General features: G+C 61.0%; 17 protein-coding genes and 6 pseudogenes. 13 read left to right on the forward strand and 10 right to left on the reverse strand.

What is annotated here, in order from left to right:
- Positions 1-54 precede the first annotated feature (54 nt).
- A pseudogene (gene aztD, locus LDP01_RS12765) lies at positions 55-1356 on the forward strand (zinc metallochaperone AztD).
- A 183-nt stretch (positions 1357-1539) separates the two neighbouring features.
- Here the strand turns inward: aztD and LDP01_RS12770 are convergent.
- Together LDP01_RS12770 and LDP01_RS12775 are read right to left on the reverse strand one after the other, a co-directional pair.
- Positions 1540-1974, reverse strand: coding sequence for a DoxX family protein (locus tag LDP01_RS12770; protein ID WP_224092745.1), 435 nt, complete (start codon positions 1972-1974; stop codon positions 1540-1542).
- A gap of 40 nt (positions 1975-2014) precedes the next feature.
- Positions 2015-2600 (reverse strand): annotated as a pseudogene (locus tag LDP01_RS12775) (antibiotic biosynthesis monooxygenase).
- Positions 2601-2642: 42 nt separating this feature from the next.
- Here LDP01_RS12775 and LDP01_RS12780 point away from each other — a divergent pair.
- The 3 genes and pseudogenes from LDP01_RS12780 (at position 2643) to LDP01_RS12790 (ending at position 4995) form a co-directional block, all read left to right on the forward strand.
- Positions 2643-3984 (forward strand): annotated as a pseudogene (locus LDP01_RS12780) (MATE family efflux transporter).
- Positions 3985-3993: 9 nt separating this feature from the next.
- The gene (locus LDP01_RS12785; RefSeq protein WP_224092746.1) at positions 3994-4566 is read left to right on the forward strand and encodes a DUF308 domain-containing protein; all 573 of its coding nucleotides are present in this window, start codon (positions 3994-3996) and stop codon (positions 4564-4566) included.
- A 75-nt stretch (positions 4567-4641) separates the two neighbouring features.
- Positions 4642-4995: a hypothetical protein gene (locus LDP01_RS12790; RefSeq protein ID WP_224092748.1), complete on the forward strand. Its 354-nt coding sequence runs from the start codon at positions 4642-4644 to the stop codon at positions 4993-4995.
- A gap of 89 nt (positions 4996-5084) precedes the next feature.
- Here the strand turns inward: LDP01_RS12790 and LDP01_RS12795 are convergent, their stop codons facing one another.
- Positions 5085-5633, reverse strand: coding sequence for a CGNR zinc finger domain-containing protein (locus LDP01_RS12795; RefSeq protein WP_224092762.1), 549 nt, complete (start codon positions 5631-5633; stop codon positions 5085-5087).
- Between the two features lie 71 nt (positions 5634-5704).
- On the opposite strand from LDP01_RS12795, the gene LDP01_RS12800 reads away from it, so the two are divergent.
- Positions 5705-6751, forward strand: coding sequence for an EamA family transporter (locus LDP01_RS12800; RefSeq protein ID WP_224092764.1), 1047 nt, complete (start codon positions 5705-5707; stop codon positions 6749-6751).
- Positions 6752-6823: 72 nt separating this feature from the next.
- Here LDP01_RS12800 and LDP01_RS12805 read toward each other — a convergent pair whose 3' ends face one another.
- Entirely contained in the window at positions 6824-7087 is a 264-nt protein-coding gene (locus LDP01_RS12805) for a WXG100 family type VII secretion target (RefSeq protein WP_011776688.1), read from the reverse strand.
- Between the two features lie 158 nt (positions 7088-7245).
- Here LDP01_RS12805 and LDP01_RS12810 point away from each other — a divergent pair, with 158 nt between their 5' ends.
- Positions 7246-7518 carry a DUF2277 domain-containing protein gene (locus LDP01_RS12810; RefSeq protein ID WP_011776687.1) on the forward strand — a complete coding sequence of 91 codons (273 nt, stop codon included), beginning with the start codon at positions 7246-7248 and terminating at the stop codon, positions 7516-7518.
- Between the two features lie 81 nt (positions 7519-7599).
- On the opposite strand, the gene LDP01_RS12815 is transcribed toward LDP01_RS12810, so the two are convergent.
- The 5 genes from LDP01_RS12815 to LDP01_RS12835 all read right to left on the reverse strand — a co-directional run bounded on the left by LDP01_RS12815 (position 7600) and on the right by LDP01_RS12835 (position 13581).
- The gene (locus LDP01_RS12815) at positions 7600-10137 is read right to left on the reverse strand and encodes a heavy metal translocating P-type ATPase (protein ID WP_224092766.1); all 2538 of its coding nucleotides are present in this window, start codon (positions 10135-10137) and stop codon (positions 7600-7602) included.
- 8 nt (positions 10138-10145) lie between these two features.
- Positions 10146-10379, reverse strand: a complete 234-nt coding sequence (locus tag LDP01_RS12820) for a heavy-metal-associated domain-containing protein (RefSeq protein ID WP_224092768.1) — start codon at positions 10377-10379, stop codon at positions 10146-10148.
- A gap of 49 nt (positions 10380-10428) precedes the next feature.
- The gene (locus LDP01_RS12825; RefSeq protein WP_216924540.1) at positions 10429-10800 is read right to left on the reverse strand and encodes a metal-sensitive transcriptional regulator; all 372 of its coding nucleotides are present in this window, start codon (positions 10798-10800) and stop codon (positions 10429-10431) included.
- A gap of 67 nt (positions 10801-10867) precedes the next feature.
- Complete coding sequence (locus tag LDP01_RS12830; RefSeq protein WP_224092770.1) at positions 10868-11686, reverse strand: alpha/beta fold hydrolase; 819 nt, start codon at positions 11684-11686, stop codon at positions 10868-10870.
- Positions 11687-11739: 53 nt separating this feature from the next.
- Positions 11740-13581: an FG-GAP-like repeat-containing protein gene (locus tag LDP01_RS12835; protein ID WP_224092772.1), complete on the reverse strand. Its 1842-nt coding sequence runs from the start codon at positions 13579-13581 to the stop codon at positions 11740-11742.
- A 297-nt stretch (positions 13582-13878) separates the two neighbouring features.
- On the opposite strand from LDP01_RS12835, the gene LDP01_RS12840 reads away from it, so the two are divergent.
- Both LDP01_RS12840 and LDP01_RS23965 read left to right on the forward strand, forming a co-directional pair.
- Positions 13879-14223 (forward strand): rhodanese-like domain-containing protein, encoded by a 345-nt coding sequence (locus LDP01_RS12840; RefSeq protein WP_224093951.1) that lies wholly within the window; start codon positions 13879-13881, stop codon positions 14221-14223.
- A 25-nt stretch (positions 14224-14248) separates the two neighbouring features.
- The gene (locus tag LDP01_RS23965; RefSeq protein ID WP_527249077.1) at positions 14249-14593 is read left to right on the forward strand and encodes an esterase/lipase family protein; all 345 of its coding nucleotides are present in this window, start codon (positions 14249-14251) and stop codon (positions 14591-14593) included.
- Positions 14594-14925: 332 nt separating this feature from the next.
- Here LDP01_RS23965 and LDP01_RS12850 read toward each other — a convergent pair whose 3' ends face one another.
- Positions 14926-15363 carry a VOC family protein gene (locus tag LDP01_RS12850; RefSeq protein WP_224092774.1) on the reverse strand — a complete coding sequence of 146 codons (438 nt, stop codon included), beginning with the start codon at positions 15361-15363 and terminating at the stop codon, positions 14926-14928.
- 161 nt (positions 15364-15524) lie between these two features.
- Here LDP01_RS12850 and LDP01_RS12855 point away from each other — a divergent pair, with 161 nt between their 5' ends.
- The 5 genes and pseudogenes from LDP01_RS12855 to LDP01_RS12875 all read left to right on the forward strand — a co-directional run bounded on the left by LDP01_RS12855 (position 15525) and on the right by LDP01_RS12875 (position 22202).
- On the forward strand, positions 15525-15779 hold the full coding sequence (locus LDP01_RS12855) for a GNAT family N-acetyltransferase (RefSeq protein ID WP_224092776.1): 255 nt from the start codon (positions 15525-15527) through the stop codon (positions 15777-15779).
- 211 nt (positions 15780-15990) lie between these two features.
- Positions 15991-17425: pseudogene (locus LDP01_RS12860) on the forward strand (MFS transporter).
- Positions 17426-17445: 20 nt separating this feature from the next.
- A pseudogene (locus LDP01_RS12865) lies at positions 17446-18955 on the forward strand (FGGY family carbohydrate kinase).
- 48 nt (positions 18956-19003) lie between these two features.
- Positions 19004-20674: a glycerol-3-phosphate dehydrogenase/oxidase gene (locus LDP01_RS12870; RefSeq protein WP_216924552.1), complete on the forward strand. Its 1671-nt coding sequence runs from the start codon at positions 19004-19006 to the stop codon at positions 20672-20674.
- Between the two features lie 3 nt (positions 20675-20677).
- Positions 20678-22202, forward strand: a pseudogene (locus tag LDP01_RS12875) (FAD-binding oxidoreductase).
- Positions 22203-22230 lie beyond the last annotated feature (28 nt).

The raw sequence follows: 22230 nt of genomic DNA on the forward strand, positions 1-22230 counted from the left end.
AACGGACGACCCAGGCGATTTGATACACAAATGAGAATCAATATCATTTAACCCATGACTCATCACCCGGCCCTTACTTCGCCACGCCCAACCACCCGAACAAGGCGCCGCAGAAGCGCCCGGCCGCTTGCCGCCGTCGGGCTTTCTGCGCTTCTCCTCACCGCATGCGCTGCCCCCGGGGCCAGCCCGGCTGAAGCGCCAACCGAATCCCATGCAGCAGCATCGAAGGAAAAGGAAGCGGGCGCTCCCTCGCCTCGTACGACGGCGGCATCGCCGTGGTAGACGCAAAGACGCTCGAACCCGTGGGCGGCGAAGCGGAGCTCGATGGATTCAACCGCCTCAACCCTGCAGGTGACGGCCGGCATGTCCTGGTGTCCACGGGCGACGCGTTCCGCGTTTTCGACGCCGGCGCCTGGACCGAGCCGCACGGCGACCACAGCCATCACTACGTTGCCGAACCCAAGCTGACCGATCTGTCGTTCGAGGCGAGCAAGGCAGGTCACGTCGTGCGGCACGCGGACAAGACTGTGCTGTTCAGTGACGGCTCCGGCAAGGTGGAAACCTTCGAATCCAGCGCCCTGGGCGACGCTGTCGAGGCTGGCAAGCTGCCCGCCACGGAGGTTTACACCACGGCCGAGGCTCATCACGGCGTCGCAGTGGAGTTGGAGGACGGCAAGCTGCTGGTCACCCTGGGCAACGACGAGGGCCCGCACCGGCATCGCTGTCCTGGCAGCCGGCAAGGGGCAGGACCGTAAAGAACTTGTGCGCAACGAAGACTGCCCTGGTGTGCACGGCGAGGCAGTTGCTGCAGAAGAAGCAGTGGTGGTGGGCTGCGAAAACGGCATGCTGATCTACAAAGACGGTGCCATTACCAAGGTTGCAAGCCCGGACGCATATGGGCGCATGGGCAACCAGGCGGGCTCGGAGAAGTCGCCGGTGATCCTGGGCGATTACAAGGTGGACAAGGCCGCTGAGCTGGAACGGCCCACGCGCATTTCCCTGGTCAACACTGAAACCGCAACCCTCCGGCTTGTGGATATTGGTACGAGCTACTCGTTCCGCTCGCTGGGCCGCGGACCTTCAGGTGAAGCTCTGGTCCTCGGAACTGACGGTTCCCTGCGCGTTATAGACCCGCTCTCGGGAGAAGTGACCTCGACGATCCCTGTAGTCGCCGCGTGGGAAGAATCCACCACGTGGCAGGACCCGCGCCCCACGCTTTTCGTCCAAGGTTCGACGGCGTTTGTCACCGAACCTGCGACGCAAACTATTCACGCGGTGGACTTGAAAACAGGCAAGGTGAAGAAGTCCGTGCAGCTTGAGCACGTCCCGAACGAGCTGACCGGCGTCGAAGGCTAGACGTTCTCTCACATCCTGACCCTTAAGCGCCGACGTTCTCTCACATCCTGACCCTTAAACGCCGACGTTCTCTCACATCGTGACCCCTTAACGCCGATGCTCGCTCACTTTCTTGACGAAAGTGAGCGAGCGTTCCGCAATTCAGGCTCGGATGTGAGAGAACATCGGGGGGTTGGGGGCAAATTACGCGAGGACGCGGAGCTTGCTGGCGGAGCGGCCGAAGAGGGCGTTGTCGGCGGAGATCTTGCCTGCTCCAGCCAGGGCGAGGGCCAAGGCTGCGCCGGCGAAGAGGAGGACCAGCTCGTATCCGCCGTTGGCGACGAAGACGCCGGCCGGAGCGTGAACCAGGAACAGTGCTCCCAGCATGTCGATGGCCAGGAGGGCCGCGAACACCCGGGTCAGGAGCCCGAGGATCAAGGCGATGCCGCCCACAAGCTCGAGGGTTGCAACAACCGGAGCTACCGCGGAAGCGCCCGGTACGCCCATCTGTGCAAAGGAGGCCTGGGTGCCGGCGATGGTGAATTCGTTGAACTTCTGCCAACCGTGCGCGGCGAAGAGAAAACCTGCAATAACGCGCAGGACGGTCAGGGCTGTAGTGCTCAAGGTGGACTTGTTCATGCCTTCAACCTTCCCGGAGATAAGTTGAAGAGTCAACTAATTAAGAAGTTCCGTGACTCATCCCACGTGGTTTTGCCTGCAGCCAAGGCTGGAGGAGGCGCGTCGTGATGGGCAGGAAGATGTACGTCATCAGCGGTGTCAGGATGACGATGTTGAGCAGCACCTGGAACACCAGCGGCCAGCCCAGCGTCAAGGGGTGCAGCAGGAAATTGGCCAACAGACTAAGAGGGAAGAAGGGTAGGAAGATGCTGATCGCCTGCTTCCAACGCGGTGGCACCACAGTTTCCGGAACAACCACGGAGGCATCGCCGGGCTGCGAAAACCAGCCCTCGATGCCTGTACGCCGCTCAACCCGCGTGGTCTCCATCATTTCCCGCGCGCTGTCGATCCACCAACGCCGCTCCTCGGACTGCTCCCATCCATGCAGCGTTTCAGCATCGGCGAACCGGTACAGCATGTGCCATTCGTTCGAGCCGGCCCCCACTCCGGACCCATCCCGAGCCCAGATATCCGGGCCACTCGCGCGCCAGTTCCTGGCCGGCGTGTGCCCAGGCATTTGCTTGCCGGGTGTACCCCGGGAGGATGGTGCGGGCGACGGAAACTGTAACGGGATGCTTGTGTGACACGGCCCCAAATTTACCCGTGCCCAAGCGGACTAGGCTTGTTTAGTGCCTCAAACCACAACCATCACCACTCGTTCCAATGCCCGCGAGATCCTGCGCCTGGCAGTACCCGCGTTCGGCGCGCTCATAGCCGAGCCGCTGTTCCTCCTCGCTGACTCCGCCATTGTGGGCCACCTGGGCGTGGATCAGCTCGCCGGCGTTGGGCTGGCATCCACGCTGATGCACACTGCTGTTGGACTTATGGTCTTCCTGGCATATTCGACGACGCCGGCAGTCGCCCGGGCGATTGGCGACGGCAAGCTCGGCAAGGCTTTGGCGGCAGGGCGCGACGGCGTGTGGCTGGCTCTGATCCTCGGTGCGGTTCTCGCCGTCGCCGGCTTTGTCGCTGCCGAACCGCTCGTGGGCCTGATGGGCGCCACGGGCGAGGTGCGCGCGTTCGCAGTGGATTACCTGCGCTGGTCGATGCCCGGGCTGGCCGCGATGTTGCTCATCTTCGCAGGCACGGGCGTGCTCCGCGGCCTTCAGGACACACGGACACCCTTGGTGGTTGCCACGGCAGGATTTGCGCTGAACATCGCGCTGAACTGGTTCCTCGTCTACGGATTGGATCTGTCCGTTACTGGTTCGGCCATCGGTACGAGCATTGCGCAATGGGCCATGGCGGCCGTGTATCTGGTGATGGTTGGCCGGAACGCACGGCAGCACGGCGTCTCCCTCAAACCCCACTGGCATGGCATTCGGGCCATGACAAAGGTTGGTTCGTGGCTGATGCTGCGTACCCTAAGCCTCCGCCTAGCCATCCTCTCCACAGTCCTGGTAGTCACTGCCCAAGGCGCCGTGAACCTCGCAGCCCATCAGCTGGCCATGACCATTTTCTCGTTCCTCGCCTTTGCCTTGGATGCGCTCGCCATCGCGGCGCAGGCCCTGATCGGCAAGGAACTGGGCGCCAGAAATGCTGTCCGCGTCCGGGAACTGACGCGAACCATGATCCGCTGGGGCCTGGGGTTCGGGGTGATAACCGGCGTGCTGCTCGCCGTGGCCGCGCCATGGGGCCGGCTATCTCTTCACGTCCGACGCCGGTGTGCGTGAGGCGCTGACCGTCGCCCTGTGGGTCCTTGCAGTAGGACAGCCTTTGGCCGGCTACGTCTTCGTCCTGGACGGCGTCCTCATCGGTGCCGGTGACGCGCGCTATCTGGCGGTTGCCGGCGTCGTAAATCTTGCGGTCTACTTGCCGCTCCTGGCGGCCGTCCACCTGACCAGGCCCGACGGCGCGGCGGGGCTGGTGTGGCTGTGGGTCGTCTTTGCGCTGGGCTACATGCTGGCGCGCGGGGTCACTTTGGGACTGCGCGCGCGCACGGACAAATGGGTAGTGCTTGGTTCGCACTAAACTGGATGCGTGACTCTCCCCACGACTCCTTCCCAGACACCTCCTGCGTCCGTGCCCGGGCTCTGGAAACCAGTGCTGACCCGGGCAGTGGTTGCGCTGGTGTTCGGCCTGGTCACCATCTTCTGGGGATCGCCTTCGGTGCAGGTGCTGGCTTGGGCCGTTGGCTTGTACCTGCTCGCAACAGCGGGTTCGTTGTGGGTCTCGCGCGTTCTGCCTGCGGCAGTCCCGGTGGTTGTCGCGATCGGCGGTGTGGGGGCGTTGGTCACTCAGTCAGATGCCGGCGTCGCGCTTTCTACCGCCGCCGCGTTGCTGGTACTTGGCGTTCTTGAACTGGTCCACGCACTGCGGAATCGCGACTCGTTGACCCGTGATTGGCTGGTATCCGGTGTTATCGCTGTGGGTACTGCTGTGGCGTTGCCGTTCTTCATATCGCTCGGCGCGCACGCACTTCTGGGTGTTGCCGGTGGCGGAGCGATCCTTTCCGGTGTGCTGTGGATTCTCTCCGGGCTGACGCTCCGGCACGATGCTCACACGGGCAACCAGGCCACTGCGCCGGGTGCTTCCCCGGAGGCCGTAAACTAGTAGCTGGACGTTCTACTCGTTGTAGAACTTTTGCAGACCGGCGGGGAGCCGAACAGGCCCGCCATCATTGGAGGAATGATCGTGGCAGACCAGACACCAGGAGAGCCGCGCAAGATGCGGACCTCGGTCAAGGGACCCCTCATGTTCTCCGCGTTCTTCGCAGTACTGGCATTCGTTGCCGTGCTCATTTTCGCGTCTGGCGGCAGCGCACGCGCTCCGCGGTTCGACCTCGCCTTCACCGGCGCTGGTATCGCGTTTATCGTGAGCCTCGTGGTGGCTGCGATGCTCTCCATGAGCCACAAGGAAAACGCCGAGCACCTGGGTAAGGGCTCGGGTGTCAACCTCAGTTCGAAGCGGCCCGGGCATGGTGGTCCCGCCGCTCCCGGCTCCGTTGCAGACGAGACTGAAACGCCCGACGGCGGCCACTAACCTTCCGGCGCTTCCTCACCACAGTGGGGGAGCGCTTTTTCGTGGGGTGGGGGCCGCAGTGGCGCCCTGCATTTCTGCGGGGAGGAGATCTACTCGCCCACGGCCGCTTTCCGCGCCCGATAGGCTGCTACGTGTGCGCGGTTGGCACAGTTGCCTGTGTCGCAATAGAGCTTGGAGCGGTTACGGCTGAGGTCCAGGACCACCGCATCGCAATCGTCTGCGGCGCAAATACGCATGCGATCCATTTCCTGGCTGCGGATGACGTCGATGATTGCCATGGCAGCTTCTGTGCCCATGCGGTCGGCCAAGGGTGCCTCGGGTGTAGTGGCGTGGAGATGCCAGTCCCAGTGATCGTGCTTGACGAGTTGCGGGAGTGCCTGCGCGTCTATGAGCAGTTTGTTCACGGTCTTTGCGGCGGTGTCCTCATCGGCGGCCCAGAGTGATGCCAGCTCGCTACGCAGCCGCTTGACGCTGCGCAATTCTGCTTCGTCATGGGTCCTCGAACCCGAGAATTCTTCGGCCTCCAAAAAGGCGTCGAGGTCCTCTACTGATGCCAGCGAATCCTCGCCGTTGGCTGCTGTGTTGACGAGATTAACGACGGTGCGTAGTGCAATCTCGGTGTCAGGCGCAAAATGCACTTTGACTCCTTACATGTTTCGGGAGTACTGTCATGACCATAAGCCCACTTTACTCCTGACAGGAGGCTGCTGTGTCAGCTACAAAGACGAAGGCTGATGCAAAAGGTTTCGTGGCCTCAGGACTCGGCATCGCTTTATTCTCCTCCGCGGTTTTCGGTACCTCCGGCTCGTTCGCCAAGTCCATGCTTGAAACCGGCTGGTCACCTGGCGCTGCTGTTGCCGTGCGACTCACCGGTGCAGCGCTGATCTTGGCGATTCCCGGCGTCGTGGTTCTTCGCGGCCGCTGGCACCAGCTCAAGGACAACTGGCTGACTATCCTGCTGTTTGGGCTCATCGGAGTCGCAGGTTGCCAGCTGTTCTACTTCAACGCAGTAGCCCGGTTGTCCGTGGGGGTTGCCCTGCTGCTCGAATACCTTGCTCCGGTCATGATCGTGCTGTGGCTGTGGATCGCCAGCCGTCGCCGCCCACGGGCCCTTACCGCCGCTGGCGCATTGCTTTCGTTGGGTGGACTAGTCCTTGTGCTCGACCTTACCGGCGCTGTGAAGGTGGACTTCATCGGCGTCCTCTGGGGCATGGCTGCCGCCGTGTGCCTGGTGATCTACTTCTTCATCACAGCCAAGGAAAACGACACCCTTCCTCCACTAGTGCTTGCCTCGGGCGGTCTCCTGGTGGGCGCGCTGGTCATGTGGCTGGTGGGTGCCGTGGGGTTGATCCCCATGACTTTCAGTACCGCTGATACGGCCCTCGGTCCCTGGACCATACCCTGGTGGGTGTCAGCTGTGGGGCTTGTTATTCTCGCGACCGTCCTCGCCTACGTCTCCGGCATCATGGCCGCACGCAGCCTGGGGTCCAAAGTGGCGTCTTTCGTGTCCCTGACGGAAGTGCTGTTCGCCGTGATCTGGGCTTGGCTGCTGTTGGGTGAATTGCCGAGCACCATCCAGTTGCTGGGTGGGCTTCTGATTGTGGGCGGTGTGGTCTTGGTCCGCGTGGACGAATTGCGAGGTGACCGTAAGGCCGCCCGGACCGCCGAGGAGGCTGCCCGGGCACGCGTCCTTGATCACGCGAACGACGTCGAACCCGTCCCGTCGGGGCGCGTCGCCAAGGTCCCGCGGGACTAAGGGCATCTTCGAGTTTGGATCTTAAGAAGCGAAAACCCCGGACGCCGTAGCGTCCGGGGTTTCCCAACGGTCCTAGTTGGAAGCCTGCTGCTGCTGCTCAGCGTTCTTCTGAGCGCGGTCGCCGGCTTCGCGAAGGGCGTCGGCAACCTTCTTCAGGTTGGAAGCGTGCTGGCTGTCCCACTCGCCGCGGAACTTGTCGGCGTCCGGGCCCTTCCAGTCGGTGCCGTCAAGGGCACCCTTCAGCTGTGAGCGCTGCTGCTCGATGTTCTCGGCACCAGCCTTCAGCTTGTTACCGAGCTGACGAAGCTGATCAACATCTGCACCCCAAATAGCCATGAGATTCTCCTTCATTTGTTCGGACCCGAGCTCTTCGGCATCCCCAGCGGCCTCCGGCTCATCCGGAAGATCCAATAGCTAAAACCTATCGTGGGAATCGAAAAGGCGTCGATGGGCACCCCTCCCCATGGAGCGCTGCCCATAGTTAGCATGGGGTTATGTGTCGGAATATCAGGACTCTTCATAACTTCGAACCACACGCTACGTCGGCAGAAGTGGAGGCCGCCGCGCTGCAATACGTACGCAAGATCAGCGGTTCCACCAAACCGTCCAAAGCCAACGAGGAAGCTTTCGCTGAGGCCGTCCACGAGATCGCCCACATCACGCAGCATTTGCTGGATTCGCTGGTGAGCCATGGCCCGGCGAAGAACCGTGACGAGGAAGCCGCCAAGGCAAAGGCCCGGGCTGCTGTCCGCTTCGGGACAGCCTAGCCCGGGCACAAGTCCTCAAACTGCACAGCAGCGCATGACGTTCTGAGAGCTCGGAGCGCCATGTGCTGCTACGCGGATGGGTTACTTCCCGAACGAGCGGAGCCGCAGGGAGTTCGCGACAACAAGCACGGAGCTCGCCGCCATTGCTGCGCCTGCGATCATCGGATTGAGCAGTCCGATGGCTGCCACTGGGATGCCGATCGCATTGTAGAAGAAGGCCCAGAACAGGTTGGTCTTGATGGTGGAGAGCGTCTTGCGGGAGAGCTCGATAGCCTGAACGAGCTGGCCCAGGTCGCTGCCCATCACAGTGAGGTCAGACGCTTCGATCGCAACGTCCGTGCCGGATCCCATCGCGATTCCCAGGTCCGACTGGGCCAAGGCAGCGGCGTCATTCACGCCATCGCCTGCCATTGCCACCGTTGCGCCGGAGGCCTGAAGCTTCCGGACTGCGTCGACTTTGCCTTCCGGCAGGACCCCAGCGAAGACGTCGTCAGCGGAAATCCCGACGGCGGCAGCTACTTGGGCGGCCACGGCGGCGTTATCACCTGTCAGGAGCATCGGACGGATACCGAGATCCTTCAGTCGCTGGATCGCAGCTGCGGAGCCGGGCTTGATGGTATCGCTCAGGCTGACGATTCCGGCAGCTTGACCGTCCACAGCCACCCAAATTGCAGTTGCGCCGCTATTCTCCTGAGCTGCGAGCTCGTCCCGCTGGCTGGCATCGAGGGCGATGCCGTTCTTCTCAAGCCAGCCCGAGCGCCCAACCACAACCGTTTTTTTAGTGCCGTCCAACGCCACGGTTCCGCGGACTCCGCCGCCAGGAGCGGAACTGAAGCCATCCACACCGGGGAGAGCGCCGGCGTCGGGCATTGCTTCCTTGGCTGCTGCCGCAATCGCATGGGCAATGGGGTGCTCCGAGGCTGACTCGACCGCACCGGCAAGCGTCAGGACTGCTGCCCGGGAGTGGCCATTGAGGGCGACCGTATGGTCCACGGCAAGCCTTCCGCTGGTCACGGTGCCGGTCTTGTCCAGCAGGATGGTGTCCACATGCCGGGTGTCCTCCAGCACCTGCGGACCCTTGATGAGAATGCCCAGCTGAGCGCCGCGGCCCGTTCCGGTCAACAGCCCGACGGGAGTTGCGAGGCCAAGGGCGCAGGGGCAAGCGATCACCAGGACGGCAACTGCAGCGGTGAACGCCGCGTTGAGGTCGCCCGAGAAGAACAGCCACAGAACGAACGTCACCAACGCAAGCACCAGCACGATCGGCACGAACACCGCGCTGATCCTGTCCGCGAGCCGCGCGATTGGCGCCTTTCCGGTCTGCGCCTGACTGACCAAACGGCCCATCTGGGCGAGGGTCGTGTCAGAACCTACCCTCGTGGCCCGGACCAAAAGGCGGCCTGAGGTGTTGATGGTAGCGCCGGTGACAGGGCTCCCCGGACCGACCTCGACCGGAACAGATTCGCCAGTCACGAGAGAGGCATCGACGGCGGACGCGCCGTCAATCACCACACCATCGGTCGCGATCTTCTCACCAGGGCGGACCACGATGACGTCATCTACCAGGAGTTCTTCAGCAGGTATTTTCTGTTCCCGGCCGTCCACCAAAATCGTGGCATCCTTGGCGCCCAGATTCAGCAGGGCTTTCAAAGCGTCGCCGGCCTTGGCCTTCGCATTTGCTTCCAGGTACCGTCCCAAAAGCAGAAATGTGGTGACAACGGCGGCGACTTCGAAATACAACCCACCACCGGACATGCTTTCCATGCCCGGGTGCTCCGTCATCCTGGGATCCGCGAACAACTGCCACGCGGAGTAGAGGTAGGCCGCGATCACCCCGATGGAAACGAGCGTGTCCATGGTGGATGCGAGATGCCGGGCATTGATAGCGGCGGCCCTATGGAACGGCCACGCAGCCCAGCTGACCACAGGCAGCGCCAATGCACCCACAATCCAGCCCCAGTTGGTGAACTGCAGGGCAGGAACCATGGAAATCGCGAAGACGGGCACGGTCAATACCGCCGCCGTGATCAGGCGTGGGCGGAGTGTTGACGCTGCCGGGCCGTGAGACATGTGATCCGTGTGCTCGGCATGATCGGCGTGGTTGCCTTGCGTGACGCCCCCGGCGCCATGCTCTGCATGCTCGGTCGTTCCTCCCTTGGACGCATGCTGCCGCATAGCGCCGGACGCATCACTGTGGTCGTGTCCGGTTCCGGTTTCCGTGGCTTGGGGCGGTTCGGCCTGCGCCGCGTGTCCATTGTTGGTGGACGTTTTTGCGTGGTCCTTGTGATCTGGGAGGTCACTCGTGACCTCGGTGACGGAGCTTGGTTGGTGACCCTGAACGCCACGATTGTGGTGTTCCCGCGTGTGGGGGGCTGGGGGTTGGCGGACTTTGGCTTTGTAGCCGGTTGCGTTGACTGTGTCCACGATTTGTTGGTCTGAGACAGTGGAGGGGACTGTGACGTGGGCTGATTCGAGGGGGAGATTGACGCTGGCTTCAACGCCTTCAAGCTTGCCGAGCTTCCGCTCAACTCGATTGACGCACGAGGCGCAGGTCATGCCCTCTATGTCCAGTTCGATGACCCGGGTTTCGGGCTGATTGAAGGTCTCCTGGTTAGTCAAGAGGACTCCTAGGCTTCGTTGGCTACCACCAAGTAGCCGGCTTCTGCCACGGCCTCGCCTATTTCGGACGGCGAGAGCTGGCTAGTGGATGTGATGGTTACGGTGGATAGCCCGCCGGGGTTGAGGTCCACGGAGACGTCCTCCACGCCGTTAAGTGCTTCGAGTTCCTCGCTCACGCTTGAAACACAGTGGCCGCAGGTCATGCCGGAAACGTTGACGTTTGTCTGGATGGTCTGGCTCATGATGCGCTCCTTGGTGGTGAGTTGAATGGTGTGATGTGTGTTGGCGGAATTACCGCAGCAGGCGCCCGATGGCATCGGTGGCCTCCTTTACTTTGGCATCGATCTGTTCGGCGCGGGCTTCAGGATTGGGCTCGGAGGCGGCGCCAACCACGCAGTGGCCAATGTGCTCTTCAACGAGTCCCAGGCTGACGGCGTGCAGGGCTTTGGTTGCAGCAGCCACCTGCGTGAGGATGTCGATGCAGTATTTGTCCTCTTCCACCATGCGCGCGATACCGCGGACCTGCCCCTCGATGCGTTTCAGGCGGCGCAGGTAGGCGTCCTTGTTGCTGGTGTACCCGTGTGGCGCGGCGTGCTCCAGGTCGGCTTCGATGGTGGGGAAGTCGCCGCCCGGTTGACTGATACTCAGGTCTGCATGGCTCATGCATTAAATGTATACCCCTTGGGGGTATCAAATCAAGTACCCCCTGGGGGTATCTTCTCGATGGAAGCTAAACCCACGAACTGGATGTTGCAGCCATTCTGTCTACAAAGTCCAGAACGGCGGGATGTGCTGGATTGATCAGATGGCCTCCCGATACCAGCACTGATTCTGTATAGGGGAGTGCACCGGACAACCGCGAGGTGATAAGTCGGAGCACATGCGGAGAGCCTTCGGCGGAGAGGATGAGACTTGGCCGTCGGATGTCCGCAAGATCGTCCTCATTCATCTCCAAAGGGGAATCACTGAGATCGAGTCCCCGGCCACGAATCTCGGCCAGGACTGCCGGGCTGGTGTGGGTGAGCATTTCATGGATGTCGCCAGGCAACGCATCCCAAGACTGAACGCCCAAGGCTTCGCGCATCACAACCTCCGCCACTCCGAACGGACGGTCGCGCGAGGCCCCCAGCACCCGCTGCCGCAGCCCGCGAGCCCAAGTGTCGGCGTCGGGATCTATTGTGAACAAAGCTGGCTCCAGCAGGACGAGCGCTTTCACCTTGTCCGGGAAATGCCGCGCCAACCCCAGGGCTATGAGCCCGCCAGTGCCCGGGCCGATGACCACGGCGGGCCCTGCGTGGAGTGCGGCGAGGAGGGCCGCGGCGTCGTCGACGTGCTGGATAAGGTCCAAGGTGGACGGAGGCGGGACGAGTGCGCTGCGGTGGAAACCGCGGCGGTCGAAAATGATGCACCGCCCGTGATTACTCAGCGCCACAGCGGCTCCGGCCCACAGAGCTGCCGAACCAGGCGTGCCATGTAAACCAAGAATAGGCACGCCCTCGCCGTGTTCCTCGTAGTAAAGCGCGACGCCGTTAACACTCACCTTCGGCATGTTTCCAGCCTAGGGCTGCCGGTGTCCGCCGTGAAGAACGCTGGCCTGTCGCGTCAAAGGATGGCGGTCATACTGTTCCAGCCCTGCCCAATTCGTACAGTGGGCAGCCACGCTCCGCCGCTCGCACTGGGATACAGGAAGAGTGTGCCGCTGCTGTCGCGGGCCATAATGTCCGGACGCCCGTCGCCGTTGAAGTCTCCCGGGGCGACGATCGCGGTCATCGGGTTCCATCCCTGTCCCACCTGCTTGCGGTTCCCCCACCAGCCTCCCATCCCATCGCCGCTATAGAGCCACAGGAGCCCGGAGCCGTCGCGGGCGAGGACATCGGACGTACCGTTGCTATCGAAATCACCAGGGCCAACGATCGCGGTCAGGGCGTTCCATCCCGCCCCCAGATTGGTTCGGGGAAGCCAATCCCCGCGGCCGTCACCCGGGTACAACCAGAGGATTCCCGACGTGTCCCGGGCCAAAATATCCGACGTGCCGTCCCCGTTGAAGTCGCCCGGTGTCACGATGGCGGATATGGCGTTCCAGCCTGAGCCGACGTGTACACGGGGCAACCAGCCGCCCGACCCGTTTCCGGGATACATCCACAAATGGCCAGCGCCGTCGCGGGCCAGGACGTCCGGTTTCGTGTCGCCGCTGAAATCGCCAGGACTTACGACGGCGGTCATGGAGTTCCAAGCCGACCCCACCTGTGTGCGGGGTTGCCATCCAGCCGCGCCGTTTCCGGGGTAGAGACATAGCAAACCTGACATGTCACGGGCAAGGAGGTCCGTTTTCCGATCTCCACTAAAGTCGTTCTTCAGCTGGGACGGAATGCTCCCGTCAATAACAGCCACGGTTCCGGCCCATTTGGCGACGTAGATTCTGTTGGTGGCATCGTTAACCGCAATAGCGGTTCCGGACTTCACAAATAGCGTCGACAAAGCAAAAGTTGTGCCATCGATGACTTTGACACCGAGGTAGTTTCCACCGAGGTACACCTTGTTGGTCTTTCCATTGACCGCGATTTTCTCTGGCGTTTCCCCTGTCCTGATATCGATGGGACCGCCACCCTCACCACCGAAAACGGACAGGACCCCAGTCAGCGATGACAGCGTTCCGTCCCCGAGCAAGATGCGGCCCAGGTAGACCCTGTTGTTCGTTTCATCGACAGTGAGTCCAGCCGGGCTTGAGTTCAGATCCGAGTAGATCGGCTGCACTTGGTTGGAAGTCCCGTCCAAGACTTCGAGTTCCATGTAATTGCGGACACGCGAAGCAATGTAGACCCTGTTGGTGACCTGGTTGACAGCCAAGTTGGTGGGCCAAGCAACGCTGGAGCCCATGTCGATCTGAGTCACGCTGTTAGTGGCACCATTAATCACTTTCACGCCGTTGGCCAAGACATAAACGCGGTTCGTAGCCTGGTTGATCGCTACTTGTGTTACCCAGTCAGTGTTGATGGTTGTGCTGGCGTTCGTTTTTCCATCGATCACAGACAGGCCCGCCCGGCCACCGACGTAGATTTTGTTCGTGGTTTGGTTGACGGCGATGGCATATGGATCGGGACCAACGGAGACTTGGGTCACGGCATGCGTACTGCCATCAATAACTGCAACCGTTCCGCTCGCTTCGCCGCCTTTGTTACTCACATAGATCTTGTTCGTGGCGATATTAAGGGCCAGATCCGCCGGGACCCCACCTGTTTTCACCTTGGCAGTGGCTTGCGTCCTCCCATTGATGATGGTTAGCCCGTCGTTCGTCGTGACGTACACGGTGTTGGTGACAGGGTTGACGACAATGTTGCTGGCTCCCTCGCCCACGCTAATGTTGTTCACCACGACGTCGGCCCGCGCCGGATTACCCGGCATCGCGCTAAGTACCAGGGACAGCAAGGCGGCGGCCGAAAGCACAGCGGCCAACCGCCGTCGTGGTTTCTCTGAAGTGCGATGAAAAAGCAGAGCTGAATTACCGGCAACAGTTCCCACTGAAATCCCCCAAAATGCCACAGACTTGCCCGCGTCGTGGGCTGGAGTCTACCCCGGCGGCATCGGGAGGGGGAGGCTCAGCGTAATGTTTGCTTTGGCGGAACGAGGATCTCCGCTGAATCCGCTCTTCATAAAGGAGGACACGTGAAAACCTCACCGGCCACCAAAGAACTCGATCCTGCTGCCTATTTTCGCGCCAAGTTGCAGTGTGAGATCGACGTCATGGAAGTGGCGGATTCGGAGCAGGGCTCCCTCGTTGTGGTGGACACGCGGCGGCAGTCCTCATGGGACCACGGGCATATTCCCGGTGCGGTACATATTCCGACCGCGCAGATTCCGGCGTTGGCTTCAAACCTGATCCCGGCGGCCTCAAAAGTGGTGGTCTATTCGTGGGGTCCGGGTTGCAACGGCAGCACCTTCGCGGCGCTCGCATTCGCCGAGCTGGGATATTCCGTGAAGGAAATGATAGGCGGAATCGAGTACTGGATCCGGAACGGCCTACCACTTGAGACTGCTTCCGGCGTCAGCTCGCAGAAGCCCGATCCGCTGGTAACAGCTCACGCGTGATGTCCCTGGAAAGCGGGGTGGGAATGTGGCCGTTTTCGTACTGATCCACGGTGGCGGTTCCTCGGCATGGGACTGGCATCTGGTCAGGCCACTGCTTGAGGCATCGGGGCACGGCGTCGTCGCGGTTGACTTGCCCATCGAGGACGAGACTGCAGGGCTTGGGGATTACAGCCAAGCAGTGACTGCAGCGGTGGGCGATGCTCAGAACACCATCGTGGTGGGCCACTCGCTGGGAGGCTTTACGGCACCCTTGGTTTGCGAGCAGCTCCACTCGGAAGGCCCTTGTGTATTTAGCAGGAATGATCCCACTGCCAGGCGAGACATTCGGCGACTGGTGGATCAACACCCGACACAACCGGGAGACCATTGACCCGGACCCTCAGGAAGCCTTCTTCAACGAGGTCCCTGAAGACCTCGCGGATCAGGCCCGCGACAGGGAGCGCGATCAGCGAGGTGCTTGGATGGCAGGGCCCTGGCCTGGTCGGCATCCAGCCGTCCCCACCATGGCAATACTGTGCCGTGACGACCGGTTCTTTCCGGCTTCATTCATGAGACGCCAAGTACATCAGCGGCTTGGAATCGAGCCGGTGGAAATCCCAGGGGGTCACTACGCAGCCTTAAGCCATCCGGAAGCTGTGGCTGCAGTATTGAACGATTTTGCCCAGAAAATCGCCCGAGAGTCGGGCCACTAATGCTCGGCTGTCAGGCCTTCTTCAATTCCTCGGCGAGCATGACGAGAATTCCGCTGGGGCCGCGAAGGTATGTGAGCTTGTAAACGTCGCCATAGGTCGCCACGCCGCGAAGGGGGTGGAATCCGTGCTTTGCAGCTACTTCAAGGGCCCTATCGATATCGTCAACCGAAAAGGCCACGCGGTGCATGCCAATGTCGTTGGGGCGAGTGGGGTCCGACTCGATCGCTTCCGGGTGGATGTATTCGAAGAGTTCAAGGCGACCCTGCCCGTCCGGAGTTTGTAGCATCGCGATCTTGGCATGGTTTCCATCAAGTCCTACGGCAATGTCCGCCCACTCGCCGCTGATCGTGTCACGGCCGATGACGGCAAGACCAAGATCGGTGAAAAAGGCGATTGCTTCTTCGATGTCGCGAACAGCGATACCCACATTCTCAAATTTGATGGCCATGCGTTGAAAGCTACCAAGGCGGAGCGTTGGGCTCCAGTTACTTTGACCACGGATATAGTCGTCCACATGTTCAAACTCGTTGCACCGGATGCTTCCTATTACCACTCGTTTGCCGAGTCGCACCGCGAGTGGGATGGGCCCATCAGGACGGTGCGGGGTTGTTGGCGGACGACGACATCGCAAGCCTGGAAGGCTTCGCGGCCTGGGCTCTGCAGGAAGTTTGCGCCCGTTTGGCTGCGGCGGGAGAGCCCGACCGCGTTCTTTTGACTTGTGATGATGCCAATGCGGCGTCCGCCAAGACCATTGAACGTTGTGGCGGCCAGCTTGAGGATCTGCGGGAGGCTGAGAGCGGGCGGTATTTTCGGCGTTACTGGATTGACGTTTCGGCCAAGCCACGTCTAATAAACCAGCCATAAACCCCCGACGCCGGCACTCAGGTTCCGATTGCAACCGTCATGGGTTTTGAAATCTGCGAACCGGCGCTTGCAGCGCCGTAGGAACTGTGAATAGAATCACTGGCACAGGGTAAGAATTGAGACTTCCTGTTGGAGGTCTCAATCTGCCCATTTTTTGTTTTACAGGCGACGACCTCTGACGAAACGGTTTCACGACAGAGAGGTCGAACGAATGTCTAGCTTGGTCCTTCGCGGTGTGCACGATGTCGTGTCCTACATCGACGCCCGCCCCAGAATTTCCGGTCGAGCAGGCCCTTATCTGGTGGCTGGCTTTGGGTGGCCTGTTCCTGGATGCCTTTTCCAACTCGGCATTGAGTGCCGGGCTCGGTCCGATGACCAGAGACCTGCACCTCAGCCCAACACAGATAGCGATCCTGACGTCCTTGGCCTCCTGGGTAGCCATTGCGTTCAATCCAATCGGCGGCTGGATGGCGGACAGGTGGGGGAGGATCCCACCGCTCATCTTTGCCAAGTTTCTTGCTTTCGCCGGCGCTGGCTTCGCGGCCTTCGCACCGACTTTTGAGCTTGTTCTGGTGGGCAGGTTCTTCGTAGGTGCTGCGTACGGCATTGATTTTGCGATTGCGATGGCCGTTTTGGCGGAATTCACGCCCGCACGCTTGAAGAGCCGCCTGAATACGTGGCAGGGAATCTGGTACACGGCTGTCAGCAGCAATCTGATTCTGGCGATTGCTTTCTACAATTTGGGAGTCGGCGACTCGATTTGGCGGTTTGCGGTTGGCTCTGCCGGGGTGGTGGCACTGGCGCTGTTCCTGGCACAGATCATCTTCATGGTTGAAAGCCCCACCTGGGCGGCCCGAAAAGGGCTCTTGGACCGCGCCGCTGCTTCCATGAGCAAAATCTACGGGCAGGACTTCACTCCCGCTCCGCTGGCGGACCGCACCCCGATCCTGAACATGGCTAACAGGGGCGCTGCCAATATCGCCCTCATCTTCCGGGGTACCTATCTGCCACGAACGATCCTGGCGGCCACCGTGCAGATTGGCCAGTCCATCCAGTACTTCGCGGTCGGCTGGTACTTACCCATCATCAGCCTCACCCTTTTCGGGTCAGACTTCGTAGTGGCAACCTTAGGTGCCTTGGTCTTCAACGTATTTGGCATTATCGGCGGCTTTATGTCGCCAAGGATCGGCAAGGTACTTGGCCTTCGTCGGGCCTCAGCAATCGGATTTGGGGCCGTGTTCGTGATGCTCCTGATCCTGGGCTTCTTCTACGAGACCCTGCCGATGTTCCTTGCCTTCCTGGTGCCCTCCTTGTTCATCCTGTTCCACTCCGGTGGTCCAGGCGCTAACGGCAAGAGCATCTCCACGCTCTCCTTCCGGAGCGAGCTCCGGGCGGGCGCCAACGGTGTGATCGGAGCATTGGGCAGTACCGGCGCGGCATTGGGATTGTTGATCTTCCCGCTTTTGAAAGCGGAACTGGGACTGGGGCCAACGTTCCTTATCCTGTCCGCGGTTCCCCTGGCTGCCTGCATCATTTGCTCAATCATCAAGTGGGATCCAACCCGCGCACCCGTCAGCCCCGACGAGGAGACCGACGCGCCTCAATTCAGGAACGACGCCGCCCAAGTCGCCGTCCCCACCCGCTGACACGGAAAAGAGGAAGCTTTATGGGAAATCCGGCCGTTCTGGCAATAGACGAAGGCACCACAGGGACACGTGCGGCGTGGGTTACCTCCGACGGCGGAGTCCATGGCTTGGAGTATCGACGTTTGTCTGTCTCAAGCCCCCGCCCTGGTGTGGTGGAGCAGGACGCCAACGAAATTCTGGACAAGACGCTGGACGCGTGCCGTGCAGTCCTCAACCGCGCCGCTGATGAAGGTGTCGACATTCAAGGGATCGCGCTTGCCACGCAACGCTCGACTGCCGTCCTCTGGGACACCGTTACAGGGCAGGCACTGGTGCCGGCCATGGTTTGGCAGGACAGCCGATACGCTACTGAACTTGCCATCTTGGGAGAGGAATGGAACGAACGGCTTGTCGCATCAGTTGGGCGCCCTGCGGGAGTACGTTCCCCCTATCTCTGGGCCGCCCATCATCTGAGGGAAACCCGCGAAGTGGAAGTCGCGTTTCGGGAACGCCGCTTAGGCTTTGGCACCGTTGAGACCTGGCTGTTGTGGAGCCTCACCGCCGAGCGCTCATACGTTGCTACAACCACGAATGCGACGTCGGCCGGCGGTTACATTCTGAGCGACCATGCTTATGAGCGGGACTGGATCGAGGCCATGGGTTTTCCCTCGGACTTACTGCCCGAGCTGCGTCAGGATGCCGATCACCTTGGTCACAGCGACAGTTCCAAATTGGGCATTTCAGTGCCAGTGCTGTCCGCCATGGGTGATCAGCATGCCGGTACGGTGGGTTTGGGATGCTTGCGTCCCGGACAAGCAATGTGCGTTCATGGCACGGGCAGCTTTGTCGATCTTGTGACGGGCAGCAACATGCCGGCGCGGGCCGGGGCTGTACGAAGGGACGTTAAGCCTGGCTGCATGGCGCCGGCACCACGAAACCACCTATGCGGTGGAAACATTTACCGCAACAACGGGTTCGGCGCTGGACTGGGTATGCAGCACTCTTGGCTGGTTCGACTCTCCGCAGAGAATCAGTGAACTGGCTGCCACGGTGGACGGCTCCAACGGCGTTATGTTCATTCCCGCTCTGACCGGTCTCCGCATGCCGGTTGTAGAGCCGAACGCCCGTGCATCGCTGACTGGATTCTCGATGTCCAGTACTTTGCCGGAAATCGCCTACGCAATCCTGGAAGGCATTGCCCATTCTGTGGCCAGCAGTGTGGAGGCCAACGAGGCAGTGTCCGGCATTTCCGTAACCGAGATCGCAGTGGGCGGCGGAATGTCGGCCAGTGATCCCCTGATCCAGATGCAGGCTGACCTGACAGGCATCCCCATGCGTCGCTTGAATTCCTGTGACACGGCAAGCCTGCGTGGCGCCGCATTCATGGGTGCCGCGGACGGTTTGCTCTGGAGTTCCCTTACCGAAGCCGTCGAATGCCTGGGTCCAGGAGACCTCTTCGAACCACGACTAACCGCCGCTGAACAACTCGGCCGCCGCGATGCATGGAATTCGCGTATCGCCAGTGAGTTGGCGCTTGTCCGTGACTCCTGACACCGACTACCAGCCACGACCCAAGACAATTGAGAGAGACATACCTTCATGATTTCCATGCCCTCACGCAAACCGAAAGCCGGGCGTGCCCGGATGGTTACGGACAGCCCCCTGAAATTGGACAGGGCTGAGCAGATCAACCGCCTGGATGGCGGAGAATTCGACATCATTATTGTCGGTGGCGGTGTCACAGGAGCCTATGCGGCCATGGACGCGGCACTACGCGGCTACCAGGTGGCATTGCTGGAAAAGGATGACTTCGCCTCGGGCACCTCCTCCAAATCGTCCAAGATGATCCATGGCGGGCTTCGGTATATCGAACAGGGCAACCTACCGCTGGTGCGACACTCGCTCCTGGAACGCCAGCGACTGCGTAAAAACGCTCAACACCTGGTCCAACGGTTGCCGTTCCTGTTTCCGGTGCTCTCGCATGCGGGTGTCTTTGACCGCCGCCTTGCAGCAGGATTTGAAAGTCTTCTCTGGACCTACGATCTGGCGGGCGGGTGGCGCGAGGGCATACTCCATCAGAAGTTGACCAAAAATGAAGTCCTTTCCCACTGCCCTACGTTCAAAGCTGAAAACCTTGAGAGCGGCTTCCTGTATTACGACGCACGCGCCGACGACGCGAGGCTGACGCTGACCTTGGCCCGCACCGCAGCATTCCACGGAGCAACCGTGCTTAACGGTGCAAAAGTCACTGAGGTGACCCGCCAGGGCGGCCAAGTAAACGGAGTAGTTATCGAAACCGGAACCCGGGAGCTTCGCGCCAGCGCCAGCGCTGTCATCATCGCCACTGGTGTTTGGCTTCGGGACTGGACCGGTGCCGGCAAAGAAGTTGACGCGCCCAATATCCGGCCAGCCAAGGGCGTTCACATTGCAGTCCCATGGACCAAAATCCGCAACGACTGCACGGTAACCATCCCGGTTCCAGGACGCAACCGGCGCGCCACTATCACCCGCTGGGGCAATACGTCCTACCTGGGCACCACTGACGAGGACTACAACGGCAACCTCGACGATGTGAACTGTACTCGCGAGGAGATGGACTTCCTCCTGGAAGGCGCCCGGTCCGCACTCAACATCGATGTAGAGCCGGAGGACGTGCTTGGCAGCATAGGCGGTTGCCGGCCCCTGGTTGCACCTCCGGGAGGGAAAACCCTGGAAGTTAAACGCAACCACGAGATCCGTACCGACCCGGATGGGCTGGTGACCGTCGTCGGAGGCAAGCTCACCACTTCCAGGCACATGGCCGAACAGACCATTGACGCAGCGCAGAAAGTGTTGGGAGAAAACCGCCGCTGCCGAACCAAGAACGCCTACCTGCTAGGTGCTGCTGGTTACGACGCTGAGGCGATTGTTGCCTCAGGTGGCCTTGCTTCGCATTTGGGGGAGCGGTACGGGACAGAAGCCCGATTCGTCACGGACATTCTGGCGGAGGACCCAGGGCTGAACAAGCCGATCATTGACGGCTTGCCCTACTTGGAAGCGGAGGTCATTTATTCCGCACGCCATGAGATGGCCCGCAATGTCGATGACATCATGTCCCGCCGGACCCGGGCCCGGCTTGTCGCCCGGGACGCCTCTGCGGAAGCTGCAGAGCGGGTGGGCCAGCTGCTCATGAAAGAACTAGACCTGCCCGCAACGGAAATTGATGCCCAGGTTGCCAGCTACAAGAACCAAACCGCGCATGAACGCGCCATCCTGATGGGAGAGAACTAGACAATGATCAGCAAGGAAGCAGTAAAACGCGGCTACAACCGAGGCAATTACACTGTAGGTGCGCCGACTCAGCCACACTTCGCCCAGACCTTGGGGTCCCTTGACGGTAAGGCTGCCTACTCCGCAAACCCAGCCGCGATCAACACGGACATTCTGGAGAAGTTGGCTTCAGTCGCGGACAGGATTGTCACTGAACCCCAAGAAGTGCTGGACGGTACCCGCGACTGGTGGGCCGGAACAATGATTGCAGAAACGGGCGGGCAGCCAGCGACTTCGGACGCCGTGATTGTCCACGTCTCCAGCGTTGAGCAGGTGCAGGACATCATGAGGATAGCCTCGGAATCGGGCATACCGGTAACGGTCTCGGCAGGACGCAGCAACGTCACCGGTGCGGCGCTGCCCATTGCCGGCGGCCTCGTGTTGGACGTCTGTGGCTTGGACAAAATCATCAGCTTCGATGAGGAGAGCCAGATCGTTGAAGTGGAGGCCGGCGTCTTTGGGGACATTTTCGAGCAGACAATCCAGGCCAACTACGGCATGACCATGGGCCATTGGCCCTCCTCTTATGCCATCAGCACAGTGGGTGGGTGGGTCGCCTGCCGCGGCGCCGGCCAACTTTCCACGCGTTACGGCAAGATCGAGGACATGGTCCACGGACTCGATGTGGTTCTGGCTAACGGGGAACTGATCAGTGTAGGCAATGGTGCCCGGGCCGCCGTCGGTCCCGATCTGCTCCAGCTCTTCATCGGGTCGGAAGGAACTTTGGGCATTATCACCAAAGTCCGTCTCAAACTGCATCGGCTGCCCGATTACGGCCGTGCGGTTGCCTATGGGTTCGCGACCTTCGCCGAAGGGCTGGAAGCATGTCGGCAAATAATGCAGCAGGGGGCAACGCCGGCCCGCGCTCCGCCTATACGACAACCTTGAAAGTGGCGTGCAATTCGACCTGCCGGATACCAACGTCCTGTTGGTGGCAGATGAGGGTACCCAGGAACTAGTGGATGCAGGGATGGTAATCAGTGAACGCGTCTGCGCCGCAACGGGTAGCAAGCTCAACGGAGAAATGATCTTCGAGCGATGGCTCGATACCAGGTACCTCACGGGCAAGAGTGCCGAGGGTTTCAAACGAGGACCCGGTTTTGTGGCCGACACCTTGGAGATGATCGGCAACTGGAAGGAATTGCCCGCCATCTATACCGAAGTCGTCGACGCACTCACCGCCATACCCGGTACTCTCGCAGGCTCCGCGCATCAATCGCACGCGTACATTGATGGAGCATGTTTGTACTTCTCCTTGCGCGGCGACGTTGAAGTGGATGAACGTGCCAAGTGGTACAGGTCCGCGTGGGACGCCGCCAACAAAGTCATCATCCGGCATGGGGCGACGCTAAGCCATCATCACGGCGTTGGCTTGTTGCGCGCACCCTACATGGAGGCGTCCTTGGGCGGAGGGCTCGAAGTACTCCGGGCGGTTAAAGGTGCGCTGGATCCCAAGAACCTTCTGAACCCGGGCAAACTGGGTCTTTAGCGTGCGCCTGTGCAGGTGACCCGCCTAC

This window comes from Arthrobacter sp. StoSoilB13 (genome assembly GCF_019977255.1).
Lineage (GTDB): Bacteria > Actinomycetota > Actinomycetes > Actinomycetales > Micrococcaceae > Arthrobacter.

Coding starts and splice junctions, on each gene's coding strand:
- LDP01_RS12810 (WP_011776687.1), top strand. CDS start 7,246: ATGTGTCGGAATATCAGGACTCTTCATAACTTCGAACCACACGCTACG.
- LDP01_RS12840 (WP_224093951.1), top strand. CDS start 13,879: ATGGAAGTGGCGGATTCGGAGCAGGGCTCCCTCGTTGTGGTGGACACG.
- LDP01_RS12820 (WP_224092768.1), bottom strand. CDS start 10,379: ATGAGCCAGACCATCCAGACAAACGTCAACGTTTCCGGCATGACCTGC.
- LDP01_RS12850 (WP_224092774.1), bottom strand. CDS start 15,363: ATGGCCATCAAATTTGAGAATGTGGGTATCGCTGTTCGCGACATCGAA.
- LDP01_RS12825 (WP_216924540.1), bottom strand. CDS start 10,800: ATGAGCCATGCAGACCTGAGTATCAGTCAACCGGGCGGCGACTTCCCC.
- LDP01_RS12790 (WP_224092748.1), top strand. CDS start 4,642: ATGATCGTGGCAGACCAGACACCAGGAGAGCCGCGCAAGATGCGGACC.
- LDP01_RS12830 (WP_224092770.1), bottom strand. CDS start 11,686: ATGCCGAAGGTGAGTGTTAACGGCGTCGCGCTTTACTACGAGGAACAC.
- LDP01_RS12870 (WP_216924552.1), top strand. CDS start 19,004: ATGATTTCCATGCCCTCACGCAAACCGAAAGCCGGGCGTGCCCGGATG.
- LDP01_RS12805 (WP_011776688.1), bottom strand. CDS start 7,087: ATGGCTATTTGGGGTGCAGATGTTGATCAGCTTCGTCAGCTCGGTAAC.
- LDP01_RS12770 (WP_224092745.1), bottom strand. CDS start 1,974: ATGAACAAGTCCACCTTGAGCACTACAGCCCTGACCGTCCTGCGCGTT.